Raw genomic sequence first — 15,826 nt, 5'->3', positions numbered from 1 at the left:
ACGGTGGGGTTCTTCACCAGTTCTGAGTTGAGTTACGGCTTATGAGACTTGCTGTGCTTCATCATGAAGTGCTTCAACCTCTGCCTCCGTTAAGCCTGACGCGGTAGCAATCTGAGCGTTACTCAGTAAATCCATCGCAATCAGATTCCGCGCTACTTCCACACGGCCTTCCCGTTTTGCATCGTTCAGCAACGACACCTCGTCGCGCAGGGCACGCTCCCGCACAAACGCTAGGCGCTGGGCCTCCTCGTCAGCGCTGAGCTGCCGAATACGGCTCATGGCCTGCTTGACGGGTTCATGGACAACGTTCGCCATGGTTAATTCCTCCTGCCAGTGCTCAAAGAACGTCACCCAGGCGGCCATTGGGCCGGGGGCAAGGTTCAAGCGGTCTGCTTTTCCCAATTCGATCAGGTTCATCTGCAGGATGTTCCCCAGCGTGACCTCTGGCTGGGACTCGTCGCGCATCTCGAAACGCCATACGGCCTGCTGTTGCTGGGCTTCTGTAGCCGTGAACAGGTCGAAATCCACCAGGAGATCTGGTGCTTCGGAAAACAGCCGCTTGAAGACATAGTCGTTCTTGGGGTCGAGTAGAATGGTCATGAAATGCCTTGTAAATGATCTGTCGGTAGCTTATCACGCACCTATCAAACGGCCAGGTAGGCAGACGGGGTGGATAGGCAGGCGTGGCCGCCTTTGCATAAACTGTCTTAGAGCCGCCGCGCTGCCGGTGGCTTATCGTCGATCCTGACGCACTTTCGATCTTGACATGCTTTTGAAAACACTGGAGAACACGCATGTTCGCTGTACACCCACTGGCCTTGCCGGCGACCGCCCTGGCCCTGTTGCTTGCCGCCACGACGGCCAGCGCCGATGCCCAGCGTCTGGAAGCCGATCTGCGGGCGCTGTTTGCCGACCGCGGCGAGCTTGAGATCGGCGAGGTCTCCGAGGCGATGGTGCGCAATCGCATCAGCGCCGAGGCGATCCGCTTCGAAAGCGATTCCGGTGAGCGCCTGCTGCTCGACCGTTACGAGGTGCGCGGCGACTACGACAGCCCCGACTCGGTGCATCTCGAGGGCCTGAGCGTGCTCGACGAGCTGACCGAGCTGCCGCTGCTCGAAGTCGAGCGCATCGTCATGGAAGAGCCCTCCCGGGCGGTGTTTCCCTTCCACGAATCGCTGCACTCGAATGAGGTCTCGATCGGCGAACTGCAGGTCGACAACCTCTCGGCCGACATGAGCACCGAGGCGGCGCGGCGCTATCTGGGTGACGAGCTCGACGCCGAGGGCAGCGGCCGGCTCGAGATCGAGAGCCTGCACGGCGTTGAGCTGACACCGTCGGCCATCGGCCGCCTGGAACTCAGCGGCATCGCCGGCCACGGTGAAGGGGGTAGCGAGCTCGGCACCGGTCGCTTCACGGTTGGCAGCCTGGTAATGGAAGGTCTCGCCGGGCTCGATCAACAGGGCGATGAGCGCTTCGACAGCCTCGACATGCGCGAGCTCATGGTCGAATCGGACAACCTGGTCGCGAGCCTCGAACGGCTGGTGGCGGACGGCAGCATGGCCGAGGGTGGCGAGTTGCGCCTCGACGCCCTGAAGCTTGACCTGGCGCGCATGATCGAGCTCGCCCCGGTTGATGAGCGTACCCAGCTGCGCATGGCCAGCAACGTGCTGACCGATGGCAGCGGCGAGCTGCTGATGGACGCTGTCTTTTCCGGGCAGTGGGAAACCGACAACGGTGAGACGCGCCTGCTCAGCGACAGCCACATCGATGCCGACAACGCCTTCCGCTGGAACCTGGACGTGGACTTGCCGGTCAGGCTGCCCGAGGGCGTCGAGCCCGAACGCTACCTGGCCGGTATCGAGGGGCTCGACGATCTCGAAGGCCTGACGATCCTCGGCGGCGAGATTACCAATGTGCTCTCCAACCAGGGGCTGTTCGGTCGCCTGGCTCCGATCATGGCCGCCACCCAGGGCGTGAGCGAGGCCGACTTCATCGCCCAGGCGCGTACCCAGGCCCGGGGCTTCGGCATGATGCTTGGCCCGGAGATCGGCGCGGTGCTGGCCGGCCTGGTCGATATGATGGATGGGCGCGCCAGCGAGCTTGAGATTCGTCTCACGCTGCCCCCGGACAGCGAGATCGACGCGCTTTCCGCCGACCCCCTGGCGTTGCCGGTCAAGCTTTCCATGCAGGTCGAGACGCGCTGACGCTGGGCCGCCGGTGAGTGCGGCGGTGTTTCAATCTGACTTGATCTCGCATGAGCATTGAGGCGGGTGTGCGTGACGGCCTTTCATGTGAAAGGCGCCATAGGCTGGGGTATCATGCAGGCCTCAGTTTTCTTCCGTGATGCGAGGGTTTCCGCCGATGTTCAGCCGTGACATGCAGATTGCCGGTTTCGATGATGTCCTGTTCGATGCAATGCAAAAGGAAGTCGCGCGTCAGGAGGCGCACATCGAGCTGATCGCCTCCGAGAACTACGCCAGCCCCCGCGTGCTCGAGGCGCAGGGCAGCCAGCTGACCAACAAGTACGCGGAAGGCTACCCCGGCAAACGCTACTACGGCGGCTGCGAGAACGTCGATATCGTCGAGCAACTGGCCATCGACTATGCCAAGCAGCTATTCGGCGCCAGCTACGCCAACGTGCAGCCGCACTCCGGCTCCCAGGCCAATGGCGCGGTGTTCCAGGCATTGATCAAGCCGGGCGACACCATCCTTGGCATGAGCCTGGACGCCGGCGGCCACCTGACCCATGGCGCCAAGCCCAACTTCTCCGGCAAGCACTACCACGCCGTGCAGTACGGCATCGACGAGCGCGGCTACATCGATTACGACGAGGTGGCACGCCTCGCCCGCGAGCACCAGCCGAAGATGATCATCGCCGGCTTCTCGGCCTATTCGCAGATCATCGCCTGGGCAAGATTCCGCAAGATCGCCGACGACGTAGGCGCTTTCCTGCTGGTCGACATGGCCCACGTGGCCGGCCTGGTCGCCGCGGGTGTCTACCCGACCCCGCTGCCCCACGCCCATGTGGTCACCACCACCACCCACAAGACCCTGCGCGGTCCGCGTGGCGGCCTGATCCTCTCGTCCGAGGGCAACGCCGACATCGAGAAGAAGCTGCAATCCGCCGTGTTCCCCGGCGGGCAGGGCGGGCCGCTCGAGCACGTTATCGCCGCCAAGGCGATCTGCTTCAAGGAAGCCATGGAGCCTGGCTTCAAGACCTACCAGCAGCAGGTAGTGAAAAACGCCCAGGCGATGGCCGGCGTGTTCATCAAGCGTGGCTACGAGGTCGTTTCCGGTGGCACCGAGGATCATCTCTTCCTGCTCTCGCTGATCAAGCAGGGCCTGACCGGCAAGGACGCCGACGCCGCCCTGGGCCGCGCTCACATCACCGTCAACAAGAACGCCGTGCCCGGCGACCCACAGAGCCCGTTTGTCACCTCGGGCCTGCGCATCGGCACTCCGGCGGTGACTACCCGCGGCTTCGCCGAGGCCGAGTGCCAGGAGCTCGCCGGCTGGATCTGCGACATCCTCGATGTCATGGCCAAAGGCAGCGACACCGCCTCCATCGAAGCCGACGTGAAAGCCAAGGTCGGGGTCGTCTGCCGCCGCTTGCCGGTGTATCGATGAACGTAAGCCCGAGGTGTCGCTGGGGGCATCTTGCAGATGAGCCTGTCGAACTGAACAAGGCCGACCACCTGGGCTTGCCAGAAGGCCCGCTACGCGCCTGAATCACCTCACGCACTGGCAGGAGGAACTCACCATGGCCAAGGTTGCCCACGAACCCGTCAAGCGTGCCATGAGCCGCATCCGCGAACTCAGTGCGGACGAGGAAGCGCGTCGGCTGGCTTTCGTACGGGAACGGGCACTGCGGGATGAGGTCTCGCTGCTCAATGACGCCAAGCGGGAAGGTCAGGCTGAAGGCCGTCACGAAGCCAAGCAAGAGACTGCTCGTAATCTGATCGTTCGTACCGAGATGAATGATGCGATGGTCGCGGAGATTGCAGGGCTTTCCATGGAAGAGGTCGTCAGGTTACGGGCAGAAACTAAGCACTGACCCCGCTGGTTGCCGGTGAGCTTGCCAAGGCCGCCGCCATTCTGCCGCTGGCCCTGGTCAAGCAAGACCAGGAATTGTACGTGGTTGGCGCCTGAGGACTTGAGCTTTGATTTCGATGGGTAAGTTGAGCGCGATGCTAATGTTCGTCGCCATGCAGGGCGGCTGCGTGCCGTTCGTACCGATTATCTGAGCCAGGTTGGCTTAATGGAGTGGAGCCCACGGAAGCCAGGGGGCGCTGTGCTATGCTGAAGTCCATCATGGGCGGCTTCTAAGAGGTAAGTTCAATGCAGCTTGAAGAACTCGTTGCTAAGATCAGCCGACTGCCGGCCTTCCGTCAGCAGGAGGTCATGGATTTCGTGGCGTTTCTGGAACAACGTCATAGCGATTCAGCGCAAGGTGAGCAGGCCGATTGGTCAGAGCAACAGTTTCGTGCCATGAGTGCCGAGCAAGCCATGCGTGGGTTAGACGACGAGCCGGAGATCTACTCCGAAGACGATCTCATGGAACGCTGGCAATGAAGCGTGCCGGCCAGCTTGCGCTGATGCCGTTTCCCTATACCGATCTAACGCATAGCAAGAAGCGGCCGGTACTCCTGCTACATCGTCTTGATCAATTCCATGATGATTGGCTGGTATGCATGGTGTCCTCTCGCCTGCGTCATGCTCATCCAGAACTAGATTGGGTACTGAGTTTCGATGATGAGGAGCTTCGTGCGACTGGGCTCAAGGTGACTAGCGTATTCCGACTCTCTCGTTTGGCGGTGCTTGATGGTTCACTTCTGCTGGGTCGGATGGGATCGGTATCCGAGGCCAGGTTATACGATCTAAGACATCGGTTGGGTCACTGGATAACATGCAAAGACGAGTAACGAGGATTCTTGTTGGGCAGCCTGTTGGACTGGCTCAAGGCCGCAGAGCATCCGGGCTGCGACGAGCGTTCGAGGTCTGGATACGTCAGGTACTGTTGCCCCACCGACCACCTGGGCTTGCCAGAAGGCCTGCTAGCGCCTGGATCACCTTTTCACGCACCGGCAGGAGGAACTCACCATGACCAAGGTTGGCCACGAACCCGTCAAGAGTGCCAGGAGCCGCATCCGCGAACTCAGTGCGGACGGGGAAGCGCGTCGGCTGGCTTTCGTGCGGGAGTGAGCGTTGCGGGATGAGGTATCGCTGCTCAATGACACCAAGCGGGAAGGGCAGGAAGAGGCCAGGCAAGAGATAGCCAGTCGGATCTGCGACATCCTCTACGTCATGGCCAAAGGCAGCGACACCGCCGCCATCGAAGCCGACGTGAAAGCCAAGCAAGGTCGGGGTCGTCTGCCGCCGCTTGCCGGTGTATCGCGACTGAGCAATCATTAGCGCACCCCATGCTCAGGAAATGACCCGCGAACCCCCGCAGCGCCGTCGGAATGGATACTGACGGCGCCTTTCCGTAGAATACGCCGTCATCAAACGATACCGGCATTGAACGCAGCTCCGGCGGTATCCTCGTTCAAGAGGGCAAGGGAATGCGCCCGTAATATCCCCGGGCGGTAGCGTGCCTGTGACGTTTCGCCTGGGGCCTATTACACATTGATTGACCCTTGTTGACTTTTCCTCAATAGTGAGTTTTTGCTTTTTTTATTAGCTGAGTTTAGTAAAACTCTAGCTTAAAAAGCTTAGCCTGAGAAAAGCATTTTCTTGATTTAACTTGTTCAGATATAGGCGCTGCAGCTGCTAATCACGAAAAGGGATAGCAACCCCCTTGTCGGCTAGCAATCTCGCAAATTTCTTTTAATTAAGTAATTAACTGAAGTGGAGCTGATGGCAGCGCTGGCATTCCTATTGATTTTCGACCTTTCACTTTCTTGCGTGACGTGCTGGGTGCGAGTTTTACCCGTTTCTTAATTACTGTTGCCTCGGCAAACTAGCTTCATAAGACCGCTGTGCTTGGCAATGGGTCGATGAGCATTGGCTGATGCCGATTACTCTGAATAACCAGCTTTCCTGCGACATTTTACGAGGAGCTACATAGACGATGCTTGTGACCGACACCCAGCGGACCCGTTACGGCCAACTGCGCGGCTTCGCCGGCTTCTATAGTCCCTGCGAGGTGCCTAGGGCGGCCGAGGTGAAACTGAAGACCGCCGAGTTCACCCAGTTGGTAAAAGCCTGCCTGTGATGAACGAGGAAGTAGCGACCGAAGCATTGAAGGGAGAAACGCTCCCTCCGGCCCGAAGCGTGCTTGGCTGGCCTCGACAGGCCATGCAGAGCGGTAACTGGGAGAGGGCCTGCGAGCGTTGGAGCATCCTGCGTCAGGTATACCCCGAGGTTGAGGCCGCCTGGGTCCAGGCGGCGGTGGCTCATCGACACGTTGATCAGTATGAGGTGGCCGAGGAACTGCTGAACGCAGCACGGAAGCGTTTTCCCGACCAGCCTGGCCCCGTGCTGGAACTGGCTACCCTGCGTTGCGAGCAGGAGCGGCTGGACGAGGCCATGGCGCTGATGGCTCAGGCACGGGCGGATTTTCCTGAAAGCCAGGCTCTTCTGCTGAAGTCTGCTCAGGTCAGCGAAAGTGCCGGGGAGCTGGATACCGCGATGGCGTTCAACCGCTTGGCTCGCGAGGTGTTTGAGGACGCTCCCGCCCCCTGGCTGCAATACGCCGAATTGGCCATGTATGCTAAAGACTGGGAAACCGCCCTGGCACGCTGGGCGGAGGTGCGAGCGCGCTTTCCCCAGCATGCCGAAGGTTTCACACGGGCGGCCGATGCCGCCCAGGCCATGGGCAACGAACGCTCGGCGCGGCAACTGAGGCTCGCCCGGGAGTACGGCAATGCCTGGCTCGAAAGCTTACAGGACGAAGATGACACGGAAGAAGAGGCCGAGCACACCATCACGCCGCCCCAGCGCCGTGATTGGCGAACCTTTATCGATTTGGTCTGGACCAAGGCGCGTCTAAACCTCAAGAGCGAGGCCAGCAAGAACCATCTGCGTTATCTGTGGTGGGTCCTCGACCCCGTGCTCTATATGACGGTGTTCTACATCGTGTTCGGCGTTCTGATGGAACGGGGCGGGCCCGGCTTCATCGCCTACCTGCTGACTGGCCTGGTGCCTTTCCAGTGGTTTGCAAAGACGGTGCAGCAGACCTCCAATTCGATCTTGGGCGGCAAGGGCCTGATGCACAAGGTGCGCATCTCACCGCTGTTCTTCCCCTTGGTAGGAATCGTGCAGAATACCGGTAAACAGTGCCTGGTATTTGCGATGCTGGGGCTATTTCTGGTTCTATATGGTCTGCCGCCGACTATCCACTGGCTGGCGTTCATTCCCATCGTGCTGGTGCAGCTGTTGCTGATGACGGTGGTGAGCTGTCTTTTGGCAATGATTGTGCCCTTCGTACGCGATCTCACCAACCTGATTCCCACTGGTATCCAATTCCTGCTGTTTAGCAGCGGTATCTTCTACACCATAGACCGCATCCCCGAGGAGTGGCGATCGATATTTTTTGCCAACCCCATGGCTAATCTTCTTTACCAGTACCGGCAGATTTTTTTCGAGAACCAGTGGCCGGACTGGAGCGGTCTTGGTTGGGTGACATTGGGCTCCCTACTGGGCCTGATGATAGTCATCGTCAGCTACCGGCGCCTCGAGCCGGTATTCCCTAGGGTGGTGATTGAATGATGGGGATAGCTGAAGAAATCAAAGAGGCAGATACAGCGGAAGAAAAGGGAGTCATCATCTCCCTGCGCAATGTCGGCGTTCGCTACAAGCGGCGGGGAGGGCTCTTCCGTAAGCCCGAGTACTTCCAGGCTTTGGAAGGCATAAGTTTCGACATTCATCGGGGTGAGACGCTGGGAATCGTCGGACGCAACGGCGCCGGTAAATCGACACTCTTGAAGGTAATAGCAGGTATCATTCAGCCGGACAGCGGTGTAATTGTCAATTATGGCGTTACCGCTTCCTTGCTGACCCTTCAGGCTGGCTTTGATTCTGAGTTGCCTGGCACCGATAATGCAATAATCAGCGGTATGCTGATGGGCTATACTCGCAAGCAGGTCGAGGCTCGTATGGAGGATATCGCTGAGTTTTCTGAGCTCGGCGATTTCATATATGAACCGGTCAAGACATACTCTTCGGGAATGCGTGCTAGGCTGGGTTTTACTGTGGCAATGTATATGACGCCTGATGTACTGCTTTTAGATGAAGTGTTAAGTGTAGGAGACAAGCAGTTCAAGAAGAAAGCTGAAGTTGAAATGATGAAGAAGTTGCATTCCGAGCAGTCTGTGCTGCTTGTATCTCACTCTGAAGGCCAAGTTAATAGGGTTTGTGATAGAAGTATTGAAATCTGATAGTGTTTTTTGCAACATGAGGTTTATTTATTTTTATTAATTAACTTCGGGTTGATTATGAGAGGATGATTTCGTGAGTAAAGATGAAAAATGGGAAAAAATTTTTGAAAAAGAAAACAGTAAAATAAAAAAAGAAAAAATTGTAATATTTGTTCGGTTTTCACATATACAAGCTGATAGGCATCCATTCCAGCAGCATGGTGGAGCTGCAATAAATGGCAAAGTGGATGTTGAGAAAAAAGCTAGATTCTTATTTAATGAAGAAAGAATGGAAGAGCGGTTTTGCTTATTTGAGAACTTGTGTCTTCCATCTCTTGATGCCCAAGAAGATAAAGAGTTTATAGTGTGCTTGCGTTGCTCTGACCTTTTGCCGGACAAGTGGAAAGAAAGACTATATAAAGCCGTGGAAAAAAGAAAATATATATATACTTATTTTATCTCTGCAGATGTTAATCCTGTGAAGTTTGAAAGGGAGCTTTTGTCGGCGAAGCTTTTAAAAGATGAAAAAGGTGCAGTTATTACAGCAAGACTAGATGACGATGATGCAGTGTCATATGATTACGTGTCAAGGTTAAAAAATTATTTAAAATTGGCTTTTTTTGGTTATGCTGTATCCTTCCCAAAAGGATATTATGTGGGAAAGTCGCATCAAGAAAATTCATTTATATTGATAAAAGAAAAAAAGCCATTTATAGCTGCAGGGTTGGCGTATGTTTCGGGACGTTACAGGTTACATGATTTTGTCATGAGTATTAAAGGCAACCATCTTAAAATAGATGAATATGTACCTTCCGTTATTGATAGTCGTGAACCATGCTATTTAGTGTCGACGCATGAATACAATGATAGCTATCGATATAATAGAGATGAGTTCAAAAAGGCTGAATGCTTGTCAGCACTTAAAGTAAATGAGATGATAAACGTTAGGTTTCCTGGCGTTGATGTAACAAAGGTTTTTAAATTTAAGTAATTTTATTAACTTAAAGTCTAGAGAAGTGAGCCCTCAGTGTTAATCAAACCGCAGATAGCATTGCACTTGGGTGTGCACAAGACTGCTACTACTTATGTGCAGTCAAGGTTGTGGAATAGCAGAGAAGAGCTTAAAAAAAACAGGATTAATTATATTGGGCTGGATGAGCTAAGAAAGCGTTTGACATCTAAACTCGGCGATATTTCTTTTGGTAAGCAAGCAGTCTTTGATGCCCTTTTTCCATTTATGAACTGTAACCGCCTGATTATTTCAGATGAGAATATTCTGGGTGGTACCGATGCTCCCCGACGACAAGCCTTCTATCCTTGGGCCAAGCAGAAAGTGAAAAAGGTACACAGCGGTCTCGAAGGATGTGATGTAGAAATATATGTCACTATTAGAAGCTTTCCCGATTATTTGGTGTCTCGCTATTCAGAATCGTTAAGACACTTTAAGTTTCTTGCATTTGAAGACTATATGTCGGGAATCAGCAGCAAGAATATAAGCTGGCTACCAATGTTGGAAGACTTGGCATTGGTTGGTGCCAAGCATATATATGTCAACGATTTCAAGTATGTAGTCGATGGTGACAAGTACTTACATGAGCTAATTGGCAAGCGGCTAGAATTATCTGAGGCCAGCCAAGGTAGCTGGGTAAAGAGGTCGAAGATTTCCCAAGAAGCCTATGAAATTGTCAAGCTGTATGCTGAGTCTTATTCAGACCAGTCGACCCGTAGACTAGTTGGCATGATGGACAACCACCCGCAGACTACCAAATCTAATCCTTTCATGCCGTTTACCAAAGCCCAGCTTGATACATTCAAGGAGCGTTATGAAAAGGAGGTGGAAATCATCAGGCGAGATCCGCGGTTCACTTATATTCCGGAATAAAGGCTGATTCATGAAGCTCCATATTCACTTTGGGATCCATCGCACCGGTACAACGTCAATACACAAGGCTTTATCTGGTAGTGTCGGAATACTCAAAAGCCATGGAATACTATACCCAAAACTTGGCGTGCACCATCGCCATGTAAAGCTCGCTTGGCAACTGAAGTCAGGGAAAGTAGCTCCGGGAGAAGTTGTGAGCCGAATTAAGGCAGAGTGCAACGATTTGACGAAACAAGTGATTTTGTCTTCGGAAGATTTTTGCCTGATCGACATCGAAAGCTGGCTTTCACTACTTTCCACGCACTTCGATGTCACGGCCTCCGTTTATCTCAAGCGTCAGGATCGCTGGCTAGAATCTTGGTACAACCAACATATAAAGTGGCCATGGGATTCGAAGTTTTCCAGTGCAACTCCCGAGTTCTTCATTAATCACATGGAAGACTTCTATTGGATTGACTATAAGTGTCTGCTTGATCGGATTGTCAGCGTGGTTCCTCGGCAGCAACTATATATCAATGTAGCAGGAACAGGTTGGATCAAGGATACAGTTTCGGATTTCCTTTCTCATGTCGGGATTGATCAGCGCTGGCTGAACCCTTACCAAGACGGCAATGCCTCCTTGACGACAGCCCGCCTGGATATTGTCCGAAGACTGGACCTTTATCATCTGCCCCCGAAAGCTAGAAAGCGTATCCTATCGGTTCTGGAAGAAGTAAATGTAATAGAAGATAATGGAAGAAAGGATATCTTCACCAGTTCGCAAATCGAATATGTGCTTAACCACTTTGATAAATCGAATCGAGCAGTAGCCAAAAAGTACTTTGGTAAAGAAAAGCTCTTCGATGAAAGTGACTTAGGCCAAGAGCGAAAGACTCCAGCCTTTGTCAACGATGAACGAGCCTATCGTATCTATATCCCCGAGATGCTGAAGCGTCTCTGTCAAGACCAAGGGTCAATAGGAGTGCCAGTTTGAGGCTTAAAGCATTGTTGAGCTGGGTGCTAGATAAACTAAAGATGGTAGTCAGGTTTGCGACGCTTCATCTTTGTACTTTTAAGCATTCACGAGAGTTTAATGTCCAGCAGGATAACCGAAAAAAAATAAAAATAAATGACATTATCCTTTTCTCAGTAATGAAAGATGAAGCGCACCGCCTTCCTTTTTTTCTCGATTACTATCGTAAGTTGGGAGTTGGTCACTTTTTTCTGGTCGATAATGCATCTTCCGATCATTTTAATGAGGTGGTGGCGGGCCAGCAGGATGTGACTACTTTTTATACTGAGGCAAGTTACAAGGCTTCAAACTTTGGTATGCATTGGGTCAACTATTTGCTGAGAAAATATGGCAGCGGCCATTGGTGTATAACCTGTGATCCTGATGAGTTTCTTGTGTATCCTGAGATTGATACGCGTGATTTAAAGGAACTAACCTCCTATCTTTCATCTATTCGGCAGGAGTCGCTGTTTACCTGCATGGTGGACATGTATGGTGATCGACCTGTCGAGGAGTGCTTCTACGAGGAGGGAGCGGACCCATTATCTGCATGCAGTTTTTTTGATAAGTCAGGTTACGTCAAAACATATTCCGAACCTTTGCATAATATCTGGCTGCAAGGTGGCGTAAGGCGTCGGGTTTTTTCCAAGCGTAAGCCAGAGAGTGCACCGGCCTTGAACAAGGTGCCTTTGGTGAAGTGGAAACCGCACTTCGCCTATGTGGAATCGATGCATATGGTTGTGCCGAGGCGGCTCAATGAGACCTGCTCACCAATTCATACGACAGGCGCCCTCTTGCATTTCAAGTTTATCAGTCAGCTTCGGGGCAAGGTCGAGAAGGAACTGATAGCCAAGCAGCATTTCAATGACTCAGCAGAATACAAACAATACGATCAGGTTATCAAGAATCGTCAGGGCCTGTATGAACCCATGATATCCGAGAAATATGAGGATTGGCGAACCTTGGCGCGGCTGGGGCTGATCAACAAGGGAGAATGGTAAGCCAATGAAGGTGTCGTTCGTACTCTTGGCTCATGAAAGTCCCGATCAACTTCGGCACTTGATCGTGTCGTTGCTGTCAGCCAGTGCGGATATTTTTCTGCATTACGATGCCAGCTCTCCGCATGATCTAGAGGCCGACTGTAGCAGTTGGGGTCTCGAGAACTTGCCTGGCAAGCTGTATCTGGCGGAGCGAGTTAAGGTGGTTTGGGGTGAGTGGTCTATCATCCAGGCCACACTCAACTGCCTGACTCTGGCGAAGCGCCATGGATATAATTGTGACTACTTGATGCTCATCTCGGGTTCCTGCATGCCGGTCAAGCCGGTGGAGCGCTTGAGTAGTCACCTAGCGAAAAGCGGAAAGGATCATATCGAGGTGGTCGACGCCCAGGCCAGCCGGTGGGTCACCGATGGTATTCAGGAGGAGCGCTGGGAGTATTACCATGTCTTCAATTGGCGCTTCCAGGAATTTCGCTTCCGTGCAGCCAACAAAGTCCAGAAGCTACTGGGTGTAAGGCGCAGGCTGCCTCTGGATCACACGCCTTTCATGGGGTCCCAATGGTGGTGTCTGCGTGTCGAGACGGTCGATGCTGTGCTGAAGCTACTTGATGAGAATGAGGAGCTGAGCCACTTCTATCGTTATACATGGATTCCCGATGAGATGTTTTTCCAGACCATGGTGGCCAACCTCGTACCCGCCAGCGAAATCAGCCAGGCGCCCCTGACACGCTACCAGTTCAACAGTTGGGGCGTGCCTCGTATCTATTATGACGATGCCTTGCCCGAGTTGTTGGGCGAGACCCAATATTTTGCCCGTAAGATTTCTCTACGCGCCCTTGCCCTCAAGGAGAACCTAAGTCGCATTGGCGCCATGAGTGAAGCGGAGTATCAGGTTTATATCGACACTCACTACGAGGAATTCCGACAGCGCTTCATTGCCTCACTGGCGCTTAGCCGCGCTACTCAGGCACAGGCCTGGTGCTCTTTAGCGGTAGCTCCTACTGACCCTGTTGCCTTCTGTAAAACAATACCTGCACCTTTGGTTGTGGTTTTTTCCCTTGATGACAGCCTCAAGCGGCAAGCCTTGCAGGCCATCAAGCAGGTACCCGACACGGTGACTTACGGAGACCTGCTACGCGCCGATATGATCGACTTCGGTGAAGGCCGCGAGGCAGTAGCGGGGTATCGTCGCGTTGAGCCTGCTGTCGCACGCCATCGCTGGCCATTCTTCTTGGGTGATCTGGTGGCTCAACACCCACAAGGTACCCGGGTCGTGTTCTCGATGGGAGAGGAGGCACCGGAGTTTCTGGAGGTGCTGCGCTGGAAACATAACCTCGCGGTTATCTTGCTGGACGATAGCTCTGGTCTGGAAGAGGGCGAGCATGACTTGCAGCAGCTCTTTCACGTGAGCCGGCGACACCGCAAAGAGCATGAGTTAAACAGCAAGCTCCAGCAACTCATGAAAGACAGGGATTGCGATTTTCATGTTGTCGATGCCGAGGATCATGCACGCCTGGTCGATATTATTCAGCGTTACAAGAGGTAGAATATTTCATGGCTAGCGTGCAGATTGTCACGCGGACGAAGGATCGTCCACTGTTCCTCGAGCGTGCTCTTATCAGTATTACGCAACAGACCTTCAAAGGTTGGCATTGCACCATCGTCAACGATGGGGGAGATCCCGAGCCTGTTGACCTCGCCGCTGCGCAGCTGAGTAAGGATATTCGTGAGAGGGTTTCAGTAGTGCATAATCCCGCCTCCGTTGGCATGGAGGCGGCCAGTAATATCGGCTTGAAAGACTTTTCAGCTGACTATTATGTGATTCATGATGATGATGACAGCTGGGCTCCGGACTTTCTGGAGGTGTGCGTCGGCGTATTGCGATTACAACAGCATGATAGTGTGCAGGGGGCGGTGGCACATACTGTTAAGGTGGTGGAAGCGGTCGTAGATAACCAGATCGTGACTCGTAATACCTCGGTATTCCTCCCTGAGGTGACGGCATTCACTATTCCACGCGTGGTACAGAACAATCCCTTCATGCCAATTGCCTTCATGTACTCGCATCAAGCTCTTGAGTTGCTGGAAGGGTACGATGAGTCACTGCCAGTGGTTGGCGATTGGGAGTTCAACCTGCGCTTCATCAAGCATTTCGATATTGCCTATGTTCCGGATACCACGGCTTGTTACCATGTGCGCGATACGGCCCGTGGGGACAGCTCCGACAACTCGATCACCAAGTCGAAAACGCACCAGCACTACCGAACATTGATCATCAATCGACATATTCGCCAAGCTATGGATAATGGCTCGCTTACTTTGGGCCATATCATGGCCGCGGCTGAGCCGGGCGTCCATGCCAATCGATTAGGTGAAAAGTTGAATCTGTTTTATCCAAAGCTCCGTAGTCTTCATCCAAGGGTTCTCTGGGCGCGGCTGCGAGGTGGCAAATGAAATATTGCCTGGTCGGAGCTGGCTTTTCAGGAGCTGTAATTGGCCGGGAATTGGCCGAGGCAGGCCACGAAGTCACTGTCGTGGACGAGCGTTCACATATCGCGGGCAACTGCCATACCGAACGCGACGCTGAAACCGGCGTAATGGTCCACACCTACGGCCCGCATATCTTTCATACCGACGATCAGGAGGTATGGGAATATGTCAATCGCTTCACGGCCTTTAAGCCGTATGTGAACCGAGTGAAGGCGACCTCGCGTGGCCAGGTCTTTTCGCTACCGATAAACTTGCACACTATCAATCAATTCTTCGGCAAGACGATGCGCCCCGACGAGGCCCGAAACTTCATCGAGGCCCAGGCGGACATGTCCATCGAGAACCCCCTGACCTTCGAGGAGCAGGCGTTACGTTTTGTGGGGCCCGAGCTTTATGAGGCTTTCTTCAAGGGTTACACCCAGAAACAGTGGGGGTGTCACCCTAGCGAGCTGCCAGCCAGCATTCTCAAGCGCCTGCCAGTTCGCTTCAACTACAACGATAACTACTTCTTTCACCGTTACCAGGGCATGCCGGAGCATGGTTATACCCGATTGGTGGAGGGCATACTCGATCATCCGAATATCGTTGTGCAATTGAATACTCGTTTCGAACGCAACCAAGCCGCCGACTTCGATCACGTATTTTTTTCTGGACCCCTGGATGGCTTCTTCGATTATAAGCTAGGGCGCTTGGGCTATCGGACCTTGGATTTTGAGCGCTTCACCTATCAGGGCGACTACCAGGGCTGTGCAGTGATGAACTATGGAGAGGAATCGGTGCCTTATACTCGCATTACCGAGCACAAGCATTTCTCGCCCTGGGAGGAACACGAAGGAAGCATCTGTTATCGCGAATATAGTCGGTTTTGTGAGGTAGATGATATTCCTTATTATCCGATTCGTCTGGTTAAGGAGAAGGCACTGTTATCTGATTATGTGGCCAAGGCCCAGCAGGTCAAGAATGTCACCTTCGTCGGCCGCTTGGGAACTTATCGTTACCTCGATATGGATGTGACCATTCGCGAAGCATTGGATACTGCACGCGACTTTCTAAATTGTAATGAAAATCAACAACCTGTCCCGGCGTTTTTTGTCGAGATCTAGGCCAA

The 15,826-nt window shown here is 53.5% G+C and carries 17 protein-coding genes; 16 read left to right on the top strand and 1 reads right to left on the bottom strand.

The features are described 5' to 3' along the window. Positions 1–39: 39 nt before the first annotated feature. The gene (locus tag BM341_RS04005) at positions 40–600 is read right to left on the bottom strand and encodes a hypothetical protein (protein ID WP_089793138.1); all 561 of its coding nucleotides are present in this window, start codon (positions 598–600) and stop codon (positions 40–42) included. A gap of 194 nt (positions 601–794) precedes the next feature. Between BM341_RS04005 and BM341_RS04000 the strand changes: the two genes are divergently transcribed. From BM341_RS04000 to glf, 16 genes are all read left to right on the top strand, one after another. Beyond that, positions 795–2,204, top strand: coding sequence for a hypothetical protein (locus tag BM341_RS04000; protein ID WP_089793136.1), 1,410 nt, complete (start codon positions 795–797; stop codon positions 2,202–2,204). A gap of 157 nt (positions 2,205–2,361) precedes the next feature. Next, entirely contained in the window at positions 2,362–3,627 is a 1,266-nt protein-coding gene (gene glyA / locus BM341_RS03995; RefSeq protein WP_089793134.1) for a serine hydroxymethyltransferase, read from the top strand. A 133-nt stretch (positions 3,628–3,760) separates the two neighbouring features. Then, entirely contained in the window at positions 3,761–4,054 is a 294-nt protein-coding gene (locus tag BM341_RS03990) for a hypothetical protein (protein WP_217646169.1), read from the top strand. Between the two features lie 284 nt (positions 4,055–4,338). Next, on the top strand, positions 4,339–4,572 hold the full coding sequence (locus tag BM341_RS03985) for a DUF2281 domain-containing protein (RefSeq protein ID WP_089793132.1): 234 nt from the start codon (positions 4,339–4,341) through the stop codon (positions 4,570–4,572). Then, the gene (locus BM341_RS19775; RefSeq protein WP_089793130.1) at positions 4,569–4,922 is read left to right on the top strand and encodes a type II toxin-antitoxin system PemK/MazF family toxin; all 354 of its coding nucleotides are present in this window, start codon (positions 4,569–4,571) and stop codon (positions 4,920–4,922) included. The genes BM341_RS03985 and BM341_RS19775 overlap by 4 nt, the downstream gene beginning before the upstream one ends. A gap of 283 nt (positions 4,923–5,205) precedes the next feature. Continuing rightward, entirely contained in the window at positions 5,206–5,412 is a 207-nt protein-coding gene (locus tag BM341_RS03975; protein WP_089793128.1) for a hypothetical protein, read from the top strand. Positions 5,413–6,070: 658 nt separating this feature from the next. Continuing rightward, positions 6,071–6,214 (top strand): hypothetical protein, encoded by a 144-nt coding sequence (locus BM341_RS19185; protein ID WP_175507790.1) that lies wholly within the window; start codon positions 6,071–6,073, stop codon positions 6,212–6,214. Further along, positions 6,214–7,710, top strand: a complete 1,497-nt coding sequence (locus BM341_RS03970) for an ABC transporter permease (protein ID WP_245784150.1) — start codon at positions 6,214–6,216, stop codon at positions 7,708–7,710. The genes BM341_RS19185 and BM341_RS03970 overlap by 1 nt, the downstream gene beginning before the upstream one ends. Continuing rightward, positions 7,707–8,378 (top strand): ABC transporter ATP-binding protein, encoded by a 672-nt coding sequence (locus tag BM341_RS03965; RefSeq protein WP_245784149.1) that lies wholly within the window; start codon positions 7,707–7,709, stop codon positions 8,376–8,378. Before BM341_RS03970 ends, BM341_RS03965 begins: the two co-directional genes overlap by 4 nt. Before the next feature lie 73 nt (positions 8,379–8,451). Next, positions 8,452–9,348 carry a glycosyltransferase gene (locus BM341_RS03960; protein ID WP_089793123.1) on the top strand — a complete coding sequence of 299 codons (897 nt, stop codon included), beginning with the start codon at positions 8,452–8,454 and terminating at the stop codon, positions 9,346–9,348. Positions 9,349–9,384: 36 nt separating this feature from the next. Then, complete coding sequence (locus BM341_RS18925) at positions 9,385–10,239, top strand: hypothetical protein (RefSeq protein ID WP_139232969.1); 855 nt, start codon at positions 9,385–9,387, stop codon at positions 10,237–10,239. Positions 10,240–10,249: 10 nt separating this feature from the next. Beyond that, positions 10,250–11,212, top strand: a complete 963-nt coding sequence (locus tag BM341_RS03950; protein WP_139232968.1) for a hypothetical protein — start codon at positions 10,250–10,252, stop codon at positions 11,210–11,212. Beyond that, positions 11,209–12,231, top strand: coding sequence for a glycosyltransferase family 2 protein (locus BM341_RS03945; protein ID WP_089793118.1), 1,023 nt, complete (start codon positions 11,209–11,211; stop codon positions 12,229–12,231). The genes BM341_RS03950 and BM341_RS03945 overlap by 4 nt, the downstream gene beginning before the upstream one ends. A gap of 4 nt (positions 12,232–12,235) precedes the next feature. Continuing rightward, the gene (locus tag BM341_RS03940; protein WP_089793117.1) at positions 12,236–13,774 is read left to right on the top strand and encodes a beta-1,6-N-acetylglucosaminyltransferase; all 1,539 of its coding nucleotides are present in this window, start codon (positions 12,236–12,238) and stop codon (positions 13,772–13,774) included. 8 nt (positions 13,775–13,782) lie between these two features. After that, positions 13,783–14,682 carry a glycosyltransferase family 2 protein gene (locus BM341_RS03935; protein ID WP_089793114.1) on the top strand — a complete coding sequence of 300 codons (900 nt, stop codon included), beginning with the start codon at positions 13,783–13,785 and terminating at the stop codon, positions 14,680–14,682. Further along, positions 14,679–15,821: a UDP-galactopyranose mutase gene (gene glf / locus BM341_RS03930; RefSeq protein WP_089793112.1), complete on the top strand. Its 1,143-nt coding sequence runs from the start codon at positions 14,679–14,681 to the stop codon at positions 15,819–15,821. The genes BM341_RS03935 and glf overlap by 4 nt, the downstream gene beginning before the upstream one ends. Positions 15,822–15,826 lie beyond the last annotated feature (5 nt).

This window comes from Halomonas korlensis, from assembly GCF_900116705.1.
Taxonomy (GTDB): Bacteria; Pseudomonadota; Gammaproteobacteria; order Pseudomonadales; family Halomonadaceae; genus Halomonas; species Halomonas korlensis.
This window is presented reverse-complemented; position numbering and strand designations above follow the sequence as displayed.

Coding starts and splice junctions, on each gene's coding strand:
- BM341_RS04005 (WP_089793138.1), bottom strand. CDS start 600: ATGACCATTCTACTCGACCCCAAGAACGACTATGTCTTCAAGCGGCTG.
- BM341_RS04000 (WP_089793136.1), top strand. CDS start 795: ATGTTCGCTGTACACCCACTGGCCTTGCCGGCGACCGCCCTGGCCCTG.
- glyA (WP_089793134.1), top strand. CDS start 2,362: ATGTTCAGCCGTGACATGCAGATTGCCGGTTTCGATGATGTCCTGTTC.
- BM341_RS03990 (WP_217646169.1), top strand. CDS start 3,761: ATGGCCAAGGTTGCCCACGAACCCGTCAAGCGTGCCATGAGCCGCATC.
- BM341_RS03985 (WP_089793132.1), top strand. CDS start 4,339: ATGCAGCTTGAAGAACTCGTTGCTAAGATCAGCCGACTGCCGGCCTTC.
- BM341_RS19775 (WP_089793130.1), top strand. CDS start 4,569: ATGAAGCGTGCCGGCCAGCTTGCGCTGATGCCGTTTCCCTATACCGAT.
- BM341_RS19185 (WP_175507790.1), top strand. CDS start 6,071: ATGCTTGTGACCGACACCCAGCGGACCCGTTACGGCCAACTGCGCGGC.
- BM341_RS03970 (WP_245784150.1), top strand. CDS start 6,214: ATGAACGAGGAAGTAGCGACCGAAGCATTGAAGGGAGAAACGCTCCCT.
- BM341_RS03965 (WP_245784149.1), top strand. CDS start 7,707: ATGATGGGGATAGCTGAAGAAATCAAAGAGGCAGATACAGCGGAAGAA.
- BM341_RS03950 (WP_139232968.1), top strand. CDS start 10,250: ATGAAGCTCCATATTCACTTTGGGATCCATCGCACCGGTACAACGTCA.
- BM341_RS03940 (WP_089793117.1), top strand. CDS start 12,236: ATGAAGGTGTCGTTCGTACTCTTGGCTCATGAAAGTCCCGATCAACTT.
- BM341_RS03935 (WP_089793114.1), top strand. CDS start 13,783: ATGGCTAGCGTGCAGATTGTCACGCGGACGAAGGATCGTCCACTGTTC.
- glf (WP_089793112.1), top strand. CDS start 14,679: ATGAAATATTGCCTGGTCGGAGCTGGCTTTTCAGGAGCTGTAATTGGC.